Genomic DNA, 9,781 nt, shown 5'->3' on the forward strand with positions numbered 1-9,781 from the left:
GCAGGGCGAGGGCCGCGACGGCGGCGCCCAGCAGGAAGAAGACCGCTATCTCCAGGGGGCCGGTCCTCGCTCTGCCGCGACCGGGGCCGTCTGGCGTCGCCTCCGCCGCCTGGTGGTTACTGTGCGGTGACGTCCGAGGCGTACACCAGGGCGGTGCGGTGGTTGTACTGGATGGTGTACATGGTCTTCCCGCCGGTGACGACCCGGCCGGTGGAGGGGAAGTAGTCGTCGGTGGGGACGGGTGCGGCGGTGACGACGTACGACTGGCCGACGGGAACGTTGTAGAAGCTCAGGGGGGCCTGGGTGGAGGGGGAGAGCCCGGCGGGGTATTCGTTCGCGTCCGGGTAGCTCGATCCGTACACCGCCACCGGTGAGGTGCCGGCGGCGCTGACCAGCGTCACATCGTGGGCGGGCGTGGTGTTGCAGCCGTGCGGGTTGAAGAACCAGACCTTCGTGCCGCTGTACCAGATGGCCGTCCAGTCGCCCTGGCGGTCGGCGACGACGAACTGCTGCCCGGCCGCCGCGGTGCTGCCCCAGTCGTTGACGCGGTCGGTGCCGACGCCGTCCGGGTGGATGGCCTGGTCGCCGAAGAGCGGCGCCGTGGCGCTGGGCGCGGTGCGCAGGTAGACGAAGTTCGAGGCCTGGGTCCGCTCGGTGCACGCGGGTGTGGCGCCGGTGGGGTCGTCGGACGGGCAGACCTGCACGGTCTGCTGGTTACGGTCGTAGCCCGGGGTGATGGTGAGTGCCGAGCCGACGGGCCCCACGCCGTGCCGGCCGCCCGCCGGGGCGTGCAGCAGCCGCATGAAGCGCTCCCAGTTCCAGGACGGGCCCGGGTCCCAGTGCATGCCGGAGACCAGGGCGGAGTTGGGTCCGGGCACGTTGTCGTGCCCGATGATGTGCTGCCGGTCCAGCGGGATGCCGAAGCGCTCGGCCAGGTAGCGGACGAGTTCCGCGCTGGTCTCGTACTGGGTCTGGGTGTACCAGGTGCCGCCCGCGGCGGCGTAGCCCTCGTGTTCGATGCCTATCGAGTGCAGGTTGGTGGAGTAGTTGCCCGCCTGGAACGAGATGTTCTTGGTGGGCACCATCTGCGTCACGGCGCCGTCCGAGGAGCGGATGACGTAGTGGGCCGATCCGCCGCCCGGCTTCTGGAAGCTGTTGAGGGCGGCGTCGTAGGACGACTCGGTGTCGTGGATGACGATGGTGTCGATCCTGGTCCCGTTGGCGGGGCGGTCGGACACCTGGCCGTTGGCCGCCGCGGCGGGCAGGAAGGTGCAGTCGATGGTCGCGGGGCACTCGGTGCCGTCCGCCGTGGCGGTGGTTCTCAGGTGCAGCGCGGACAGTTGTCTGGTGGCCGGCCGGACGCCCGGGGTGGGAGGCAGGCTGATGTGCTGTCCGTCCCGAGTGGTCTCCTGCGCACCGTTTTCGATGGTGGCGAACACCCGGTCGGCGAAGGCACCTGCGGCGCGCTGCTCGGTGGAGCCGCTGTAACGGGCGACGGCGGCGTACCACTTGCCCGGGTCCTTCGGGGTGCCGCCGACCGTGCTCTTCGCGTAGGAGGCCAGGAGAGCCGCACCGGCCCGGATGTTGGCGGCCTCGTCCGTACGCAGTCGCTTCGCGGGAAGTCCCGTCAGCCTCGCGGCGGCCTGGAGGGTGTGCAGGGCCGGAGCGGAGGCCATTTCGGCGAGGTCGGCGCGACCGGCCGCTCCCGCGTCGCCCGCGGCCAGCATCCCGGCCGTCACGTCTGTCAGATGCATGGGTCCGTAGCCGCCGCTGGTGCTGCGCTCGCCGGCATGGGCGTCCCAGGCGGACTCGTGATAGGCCACGGCGAGCAGGACGGGCAGCGGAACGTCGTACTCCGCCGCAGCCTGCTGGAAGGTGTGCTGGCGGCTGTCGGCCGCCGCACGATGTCCCGCCGCCTGGGCGGGCACAGGGCCGGCCGCGATCCCGGCGGCCGCCAGCACGCCTGCCGCGAGGGTCAGTGACAGCCGCCGGCGCGGCTTGTGCTCATGCACGTGTGATACCTGACTTTCCTGCATCGATTCCGGTCTCCGTGAGCCACCGCCGCGACGCTTCGAGGCCGAAATGCGGCCCGTAGGCGCCCAGTTGAGAAAGCGATGACCTGTACATGAAGGGATGTCGATCAGACGCGCAGGGTTCCCCGCTCGCGGACCTCGTGTGTGCCCTCTCCGCTCAGGGGTCTTCGTGGGGCCCCGGCGGTGCCCCTGCACCGCACACCGATGAATTCCGGGGCCGTGCTGTCGTTTGGCCGCCACGGCCCGCGTCCGATCACCAGCGCGGGCATGTGACCCATTGCGCGGCCGGCGCGGCGCGTTGACGACCCGCGGCGCCAGGCGGACCAGGGTCCTGTTCCGCTCGACCGCGTGTGCAGCGGCGCAGACATCTGGTGGGCCGAAGACTGGGCGGTATTGGCGCCGCGTCACGTCGGCTCCCTGCGGCCTGCCATCGCCGGCGGCCCGGTCGGCGCGTTCACCCGTATGGTCCTTACGCGGAGAGGTTCTGGGCCGTCTGCCCGAATCTGGAGTCCCGGGCGTCGTCCGACGCCCTCGCACCGGAGGAACGGCATGCGAATACCCGGAGAGTCCAGACGCACCTTCCGCATCGTCCCTTGGGGCGCGGCGTTCCTGGCGGTAGCGGGAACCACCTCGGTCCTTGCCACCGTGACAGCGCACGCGGGCGGGTCGGGCGGTGGTGCCGGCAATGACAAGCCGACCATCGTCCTCGTGCACGGCGCCTTCGCCGACGCGTCGAGCTGGAACGGTGTGGTGGAGCGGCTCCAGAAGAACGGCTACAAGGTGGCCGCCCCGGCCAACCCCCTCCGCGGCATCCCGCAGGACTCGACCTATCTCGCAAGTTTCCTGAAGTCCATCAAGGGCCCGATCGTGCTGGCCGGTCATTCCTACGGCGGCGAGGTGATCTCACAGGCCGCGGTCGGGAACGACAACGTGAAGGCGCTCGTCTACGTCAACGCGCTCATGCCCGACGTCGGGGAGTCGTTCACCAGCCTCTCCGCGAAGTTCGCTCCTGCCCCACTGACGAAGGCTCTGCTGACGGTGCCCTTCCGCAATGGTGACGGCACCACCGGTACGGACGCGTACGTCAGGCCCGACAAGCTGCACGAGGTCTTCGCCCAGGACCTGCCCACGAGCCAGACGGACGTCATGGCGGCCACACAGCGGCCCATCGCGCTGTCGGCCTTCAAGGACAAGGTGACCGGCGCCGCGTGGCGGAACAAGCCGGTGTACGTGCTCGTAGGCAATCGGGACCGGTCGATCAACCCCAGCCTGGAACGGTACGAGGCAAAGCGCGCCCACGCCCGCAAGACCGTCGAGATCAACTCCTCGCACGTTTCTCTCATCTCGCAGCCGCAGGCTGTCAAGAACCTGATCGTCGACGCCGCCGAGGACTACATGCGGAAGGCAGCGGGCTGACACGCCCTCCCCAGGGGCCCCCGAGACAGACGACCTCGCGCCAAGCGGCACCGGCTGGTTCGGCAAGCAGAGACACACCACCGCACTGGAGAGCTGCGACTGAGCAGGTCGGTTGGCCACTGTGCACTTGAGTCGACCGCTCTGGCGATCAGCTTGTCGTTCGTCGACTCGTTTAAGGTTGCAGCGCGTTCGTGTTCGCGTTGCCCGACCAAGTCGTTGATCGTCACCTCTGCTCGCAGCGGTCTGGTGTACGCCTTGAACGGGCAGAGCCGCCACGAGGAGGCGGAGGCACTCGCCCGTGAAGCGCTGGCCGCCCGGCCCGCGAATGACAAGTTCACGGTGGTTCTTCGCAGCAACCTGGCCCGCCGTCTCAACGGCCAGGGCCGCTATGAGGAGGCCCTCGAGGAGGCGGAGAGCGCCGACGAGGTGCGCCGCGGCATACCCGAGGAGAAGTGCCGCTCATTGACCGGCGCTGTGGAACTGACCATGGCCACAGCCCCCCTCGGCCTGGGCCGCGTGGCTCAGGCCCGCACCCTGGCCGAGGCCCCCCACGACGCCTGCCGGGCCCGCTTCGGCCCCGACCACCACCGCATCGCCGAGGCCCGGGCCTCGGCGATGCACAGAGTGGCCAAGTAGCGCGCGACGAACCGGATGACCAGACCGCTGCTTGTGGCGGTTGTACATCGCCGAGTTGAAGCTTCCAGAAGACGCGGTCGACGCGGTGTCAGCGACCGGTCGTGCCGTCGATGAGTTCGCGGAGGATGTCCGCGTGACCCGCGTGTCGGCCGGTCTCCTCGATCATGTGGGTGAGTGCCCAGCGGATGCTCGGAGCGGGGCGGTTCGGCCGCGGTCGGGGAACCGGTGCGCCCAGATCGGTGCACCCGTCGAGAACGTCGTTCGCGCGCTTGACCGCGTCTCGGTAGCGGGCGACGACATCGGCCACACTGTCCTCCGGTGCGGCTTGAAACGTCGCCTGCCAGTCGGTGACGTCGTCCCCGAGGAACATCGCGCGCTCGACGAACGTCAGGTGGTTGAGCAGTCCGAGCAGATTCGTGCCCGACGGCACCGCGGCTGTTCGCACCTGCGGTTCGGGGGCGCCGCCGGCCTTCGCGGCGATCGAGGTCCGGAGGTAGTCGAGGAATCCGCGCAGGATCTCGGTCTCGTCGCCACCGGTCCGGGGCGGTGGAGTGTCGCGGCGGCGGTCGCGGCGCGTGGTGCTGGGCACCGTGGTCTCCCTTCCGTTGTCGGGGCGGGCGCCGGCCGCCGTGTCAGGCGGTGCGGCGGATGAGGAGGATGTGGTCGGTGACCTCGGCGGTGCGCCCGTCTGGTCCGGTCGCGGTCCGGACGGACGCGTCGGCCCGCTCGACCGTCCACGTCTGCGGGGCCAGGTCGATGCCCGCGGCGACTTCCTGCGGGCTCGGGTACCGGATGTCAGGATCCCGGTTCCACGACCATGGCGCGGTCGAGCCGTGGTCGACGACCAACAGCCGCCCTCCGGGGCGCAGTGCGTGCGCGGCCGAGCGCAGGACGGTTGCCCGGTCCAGGTCGAAGGGTGTGTGCAGGTAGTGGGCGCAGACCAGGTCGAATCCGCCGGGCGGGAACGACCTGTGCAAGTCGTGCCGCACGGTGGTGAGGCGGTCGCCCAGGCCGTGTGAGCGGGCGAGGGCTGCGAGCCGCTCGACCGCCACGGCCGAGATGTCGACGGCGGTGACGTGCCACCCCAGGCGGGCGAGCCACAGCGCGTCGCCGCCGTCGCCGCATCCGAGGTCCAACGCGTCACCGGGCGGAAGGCCCGTCACCGTCTCGGTGAGGCGAGCATTCGGCTGCGGGCCGCCGGCTGCCGGCCGGGCCGCGTAGACGCCGTCCCAGAACGCGACCGCATCAGTGGTGCTCATCAAGACTCCTTGTGTCGGTATGACCTCAGTCTTGCCAGGCACCTCACGACCTGGCACGGAATCTTGCGGTTACGGCAAGATGGCCTGATGGATCGCAGGACTGACGACGACGTGCTCGGCGCGGTGGGGCCGCGCCTTCGCGCGCTGCGTCGTGACCGGGGCCTCACCCTCGCCGACCTCGCGGCGACGACCGGCGTGTCGGAAAGCACCCTGTCCAGGCTGGAGAGCGGGCAGCGCCGGCCCAGCCTGGAACTGCTGCTGCCGCTGGCCCGTACCTATGACGTTCCGTTGGACGACCTCGTCGGTGCCCCGCGCACTGGCGACCCCCGAATACACCTCAAGCCGATCAGGCGGTTCGGGATGACGTTCGTGCCCCTGTCCCGGCGACCGGGCGGGGTGCACGCGTTCAAGATGATCATCCCCACCGCGCCGGAACCACTCGAACCGACCCCGCAGACCCACGAAGGCTTCGAATGGCTCTACGTGCTCAACGGACGCCTGCGGCTCGTGATCGGCAAGCGCGACCTGACACTGCCGCCCGGTGAGGCAGCCGAGTTCGACACGTCCCTGCCCCACTGGCTGGGCAGCGCCGACGGTGGCGCTGTCGAGCTTCTCATCCTGTTCGGCCTGCAAGGGGTACGTGCGCACGTACGCACCGACTCCCACCGATCGCCCCAGGCCGGGAGCCGACGGTGAACTCGGCGCCCGCCGCAGCCTGACCACCTGTGGTCAGCGAGCCCCGCCACTACGGCCGCAGACTGCCGTGGACAAGGCGGAACGCGGAGGCCGGGTCCACGGCGCGTGTGACCGTGCGTCCTACGACGACATGTGAGGCGCCCGCGGCGATGGCGGCCCGTGGTGTGCCGGGACGGGCGTGCTCACCCGGAGAGTCACCGGGCAAGGCCACCCCGGGGGTGACAATCAGAGCATCGTCACCCAGCAGTCCCCGCAAGGCCGAGACTTCCTGGGGTGAGGCGATCACGCCATGGCATCCGGCTTGCTCAGCCAGGCCGGCCAACCGGAGTACCTGACTCTCGGTAGAAGAGCCGACACCGATGTCGGCGAGGTCGGAGTCGGTCATGCTCGTGACGACGGTCAAGGCGAGGACGCGAAGCTCCGGGAAGTCGCGGGCCGCGTCCACAGCGGCAGCCATGATGCCCGTGCCCCCCATGCTGTGCACGGTCACCATCGAGACGCCGAGGGCCCCTGCCGCACGCACGGCACCGGCAACGGAGTTGGGGATCTCGAAGAGCTTGAGGTCCAGGAACACTTCCTTGCCTCGGGCGACGAGGTGCTTGATGAGCCCAGGCCCAGCCGCGGTGAGGAGCTCAAGTCCGACTTTGTAGTAGCGGCACTCGTCGCCCAGCTTGTCGACGATGTCTTGAGCGGCCGCGCGGTGGTCGCAATCCAAGGCGACGATGATCTGACTGGTCGGCTCCATGACGTCATTTTGATCTCCCCACGCGTACCGCTTCCCATTGGCCTCCTCTTGCCTCCTCATCCACGCCCCGCCGATGGAACGGCGGGCCGCGACAACGACCGGCCGCGCCGCGCGCCGTCCCTTGCGCCACCTACGCGCGCGGGCAAGAGCCTCGCGGAGGTAGGCGCGGCCGATGCGGCCGAAGCCGTTGCTCCCGACGCGCGCGGTCACGGTGGTGAGCTCCTCCGGTGTCGGAAAGTACGGTGGTGTCGTGGTGCTCTGGCTCAGGCCTGAGTGACGTCGTGAGTCGTCGGGTGATGGAGGCGGCATGGCCGGTCAGAAGGCGGCGAAGCTGCCGCGCGCGGCGTATGAGAAAGAACTACTGCGGCTGCAGACCGAGCTGGTGAAGCTGCAGGAGTGGGTGCGGGCGGAGGGCGCCCGGCTGGTCGTGATCTTCGAGGGGCGGGATGCCGCGGGCAAGGGCGGCACCATCAAGCGGGTCGCCGAGCACCTGAACCCGCGGGTGGCGCGGATCGCGGCGCTGCCGAAGCCGACCGAGCGGGAGCGCACGCAGTGGTACTTCCAGCGGTACGTGGAGCATCTGCCGGCCGCCGGGGAGATCGTGCTGTTCGACCGGTCCTGGTACAACCGGGCCGGAGTCGAGCACGTGATGGGGTTCTGTACGAAGGAGGAGTACCAGCTCTTCCTGAGGCAGTGCCCGATCTTCGAGCGGATGCTGGTGGAGGACGGGATTCTGCTGCGCAAGTACTGGTTCTCGGTGAGCGACACCGAGCAGCAGGAGCGGTTCCGGCGCCGCCTCGACGACCCGCTGCGGCACTGGAAGCTGTCTCCCATGGACCTGGAGTCGATCACTCGCTGGGAGGCCTACTCGCGGGCCAAGGACGAGATGCTGGTCCACACCGACATCAGCGAGGCGCCCTGGTACGTCGTCGAGAGCGACGACAAGCGGCGAGCCCGGTTGAACATGATCGCCCACCTGCTCGGCTCGGTCCCCTATCGCGATGTGCCCCCACCGGTTCTGGAGCTGCCGCCTCGGCCGGCGTCGACCGGTTACGAGCGCCCGCCGCGTGATTTGCAGACGTACGTCCCCGATCACGCGGCGAGGCTGTGAGCGCTGGGCCGCTGGTCTCCGGCGACCCTTGCAACGTGGAGAGACGGCAGGGCCGTGCCTCGCTCGGCTGGTGGGCCGATCGAGCGAGCTGGTCGGCGGGTCAGGCAGTTGAGGCGATCCAGGTAGCTGAGGCAATCGCTCGAATGACGGCAGAGATTCCCGGGGCGGCCCGCCCCGGCAGCCGGGCCATGAGAATCCGGCGCACCTCGGGAGGTGCCCCGTCCACGCGCAGCAGACTCACGCCGTGCGGCAGGACCGGCGCCATGCGGAACGGGACGGTGGTCACGCCGAAGCCGTCGGCGACCAGCCGCAGCTTCGTCAGCCAGTCGCTCGTCGTGTGGACGATGCGAGGTCGCCCGGGAAGGCCGGGCCAGACGCCGAGCTGAGGTTCGGCACTCCGTGACGGGGCGGCGATCCAGGGAGCGTCGACGAGCTCCTCGACGTGCACCACGGTGCGACCGGCGAAGAGGCCCGTCGTCGACGCCCCGACCAGCAGCTCGGTGTCCTCGACCGTTTCGATGTGCAACTGGGGGGACTCGCCGTCCGACGGCCGGTGCGGCGGGCGCGACGTCAGTACGGCGACGTCGATCGAGCCCGCCCGCAGGGCCCGCATCAGGCCGGGCGTGGTGCCCTCACGCGTCGTGACCGTCACGTGCGGGTCGGCCGTCGCGAGCCGCGTGAGCACACCGGGCAGGATCACCGCCCCGGCACTGGGGAACATGCCCAGCCGCACCCGTTCCGCCTGGAGGGTGGAGCCGCTGAGCTCGTGCTCGGCTGCCGCGAGGGCGTCCAGGATGGCGCGAGCGTGCCGCAGCAGGGTCAGGCCGGCGGGGGTGAGCCGTACCCCGTCGGAGCGGCGCTCGAACAGCACGGCGCCCGCGCTCCGTTCGAGGGCCGCAACCTGGCGTGAGACCGCCGACTGGGTGTAGCCGAGCTGGGAGGCCGCCGCGGTGAAGCTACCCGACTCTGCGACCTGCCGCAGGACCCGCAGGGCCGTACTGGAGAAGTCCATGCGCACTACGCATACCACAGATGCAAGATCGTCGCTTGGCGCATGCCTTCGGCACTCCTAGCCTCAAGAGCGACGATCAAGGAGGCCGACAGATGCGAGCAGCAGTCCTGACGGAATTCGGTGCCCCGCTCACCGTGCGGGAGATGCCCGATCCGGTGGCAGGCGGTGGCGAGGTGCTGGTCGAGGTCCTCGCGACCTGTGTCCTGCCGTACGCCGAGGAGGTTTTCAGCGGCCGGCGGAACTACCCGCTCGAACCCCCTGTGATCCCAGGTCCCGGGGGCGTGGGGCGGATCGTCCGCACCGGTCCGGACGCCACCCGGCTGCGCGTCGGCGACCTGGTGTGGAGCGACTGCACGGTCCGCGCTCGCGACGACGCGCTGACCCCGGACATCATGCTCCAGGGCTGGAGCTCCCGCGGCGACGGCGGCGCCAGGCTCGCCCGACACCTGCACGACGGGTCGTTCGCCGAACTGATGCGGGTACCCACGGAGAACGTCCATCCCTTGCCCGCGGAGGCGGAGCACGACCCGGCGCGTTGGTCCGCGCTCGGCGTGTACGTCATCCCTTACGGAGGGCTGAGGGCGGGCGCACTCGAAGCCGGCGAGACGCTGCTCGTCAGCGGGGCGACCGGGAACCTCGGCAGTGCCGCGGTCGCCGTGGCTCTCGCCATGGGGGCCGTCCGCGTGATCACGCCGGGCCGCAACCGCGCCGTCCTCGACCTCCTCGCCGACCGCTTCGGCCCCCGCGTGCGCCCGGTCGAGCTGACCGGGGACGAAACCGCCTCCGGCACCACGCAGATCCCGCAGCCGATCCTGCCCACCGGCTACGGCAACGGCGACGACGGCGGCTTCGAGGGGCACGGCAACGGGGGCA

General features: G+C 70.2%; 10 protein-coding genes. 5 read left to right on the forward strand and 5 right to left on the reverse strand.

The window, feature by feature from the left end; all coding sequences use genetic code 11:
• Positions 1–116: 116 nt before the first annotated feature.
• Positions 117–2,036, reverse strand: a complete 1,920-nt coding sequence (locus tag ACWEN3_RS33155; protein WP_452978414.1) for an N-acetylmuramoyl-L-alanine amidase — start codon at positions 2,034–2,036, stop codon at positions 117–119.
• Positions 2,037–2,582: 546 nt separating this feature from the next.
• Between ACWEN3_RS33155 and ACWEN3_RS33160 the strand changes: the two genes are divergently transcribed.
• A complete protein-coding gene (locus ACWEN3_RS33160; RefSeq protein WP_452978417.1) occupies positions 2,583–3,449 on the forward strand; it encodes an alpha/beta hydrolase in 867 nt (288 codons plus the stop codon).
• 216 nt (positions 3,450–3,665) lie between these two features.
• Complete coding sequence (locus ACWEN3_RS33165; protein ID WP_452978421.1) at positions 3,666–4,085, forward strand: tetratricopeptide repeat protein; 420 nt, start codon at positions 3,666–3,668, stop codon at positions 4,083–4,085.
• A gap of 88 nt (positions 4,086–4,173) precedes the next feature.
• Here ACWEN3_RS33165 and ACWEN3_RS33170 read toward each other — a convergent pair whose 3' ends face one another.
• Together ACWEN3_RS33170 and ACWEN3_RS33175 are read right to left on the reverse strand one after the other, a co-directional pair.
• Positions 4,174–4,674, reverse strand: coding sequence for a DinB family protein (locus ACWEN3_RS33170; RefSeq protein WP_452978423.1), 501 nt, complete (start codon positions 4,672–4,674; stop codon positions 4,174–4,176).
• Positions 4,675–4,717: 43 nt separating this feature from the next.
• Complete coding sequence (locus ACWEN3_RS33175) at positions 4,718–5,344, reverse strand: class I SAM-dependent methyltransferase (RefSeq protein WP_452978426.1); 627 nt, start codon at positions 5,342–5,344, stop codon at positions 4,718–4,720.
• 87 nt (positions 5,345–5,431) lie between these two features.
• Here ACWEN3_RS33175 and ACWEN3_RS33180 point away from each other — a divergent pair, with 87 nt between their 5' ends.
• The gene (locus tag ACWEN3_RS33180) at positions 5,432–6,040 is read left to right on the forward strand and encodes a helix-turn-helix domain-containing protein (protein WP_452978429.1); all 609 of its coding nucleotides are present in this window, start codon (positions 5,432–5,434) and stop codon (positions 6,038–6,040) included.
• Positions 6,041–6,089: 49 nt separating this feature from the next.
• Here the strand turns inward: ACWEN3_RS33180 and pyrF are convergent, their stop codons facing one another.
• Positions 6,090–6,995, reverse strand: a complete 906-nt coding sequence (gene pyrF / locus ACWEN3_RS33185; protein WP_452978432.1) for an orotidine-5'-phosphate decarboxylase — start codon at positions 6,993–6,995, stop codon at positions 6,090–6,092.
• A 97-nt stretch (positions 6,996–7,092) separates the two neighbouring features.
• Between pyrF and ppk2 the strand changes: the two genes are divergently transcribed.
• Positions 7,093–7,896, forward strand: coding sequence for a polyphosphate kinase 2 (gene ppk2, locus ACWEN3_RS33190; protein WP_452978434.1), 804 nt, complete (start codon positions 7,093–7,095; stop codon positions 7,894–7,896).
• A gap of 100 nt (positions 7,897–7,996) precedes the next feature.
• On the opposite strand, the gene ACWEN3_RS33195 is transcribed toward ppk2, so the two are convergent.
• A complete protein-coding gene (locus tag ACWEN3_RS33195) occupies positions 7,997–8,908 on the reverse strand; it encodes a LysR family transcriptional regulator (RefSeq protein WP_452978437.1) in 912 nt (303 codons plus the stop codon).
• A 92-nt stretch (positions 8,909–9,000) separates the two neighbouring features.
• On the opposite strand from ACWEN3_RS33195, the gene ACWEN3_RS33200 reads away from it, so the two are divergent.
• Positions 9,001–9,781 (forward strand): alcohol dehydrogenase catalytic domain-containing protein (locus ACWEN3_RS33200; protein ID WP_452978440.1); only part of this gene is annotated, 781 nt, incomplete at its 3' end.

Source organism: Streptomyces sp. NPDC004561 (assembly GCF_053602155.1).

Bases quoted from the DNA above. Each gene is read 5' to 3' on its own strand.
- ACWEN3_RS33155 (WP_452978414.1), bottom strand. From the start codon at position 2,036: ATGCAGGAAAGTCAGGTATCACACGTGCATGAGCACAAGCCGCGCCGG.
- ACWEN3_RS33160 (WP_452978417.1), top strand. From the start codon at position 2,583: ATGCGAATACCCGGAGAGTCCAGACGCACCTTCCGCATCGTCCCTTGG.
- ACWEN3_RS33175 (WP_452978426.1), bottom strand. From the start codon at position 5,344: ATGAGCACCACTGATGCGGTCGCGTTCTGGGACGGCGTCTACGCGGCC.
- ACWEN3_RS33180 (WP_452978429.1), top strand. From the start codon at position 5,432: ATGGATCGCAGGACTGACGACGACGTGCTCGGCGCGGTGGGGCCGCGC.
- ppk2 (WP_452978434.1), top strand. From the start codon at position 7,093: ATGGCCGGTCAGAAGGCGGCGAAGCTGCCGCGCGCGGCGTATGAGAAA.
- ACWEN3_RS33195 (WP_452978437.1), bottom strand. From the start codon at position 8,908: ATGGACTTCTCCAGTACGGCCCTGCGGGTCCTGCGGCAGGTCGCAGAG.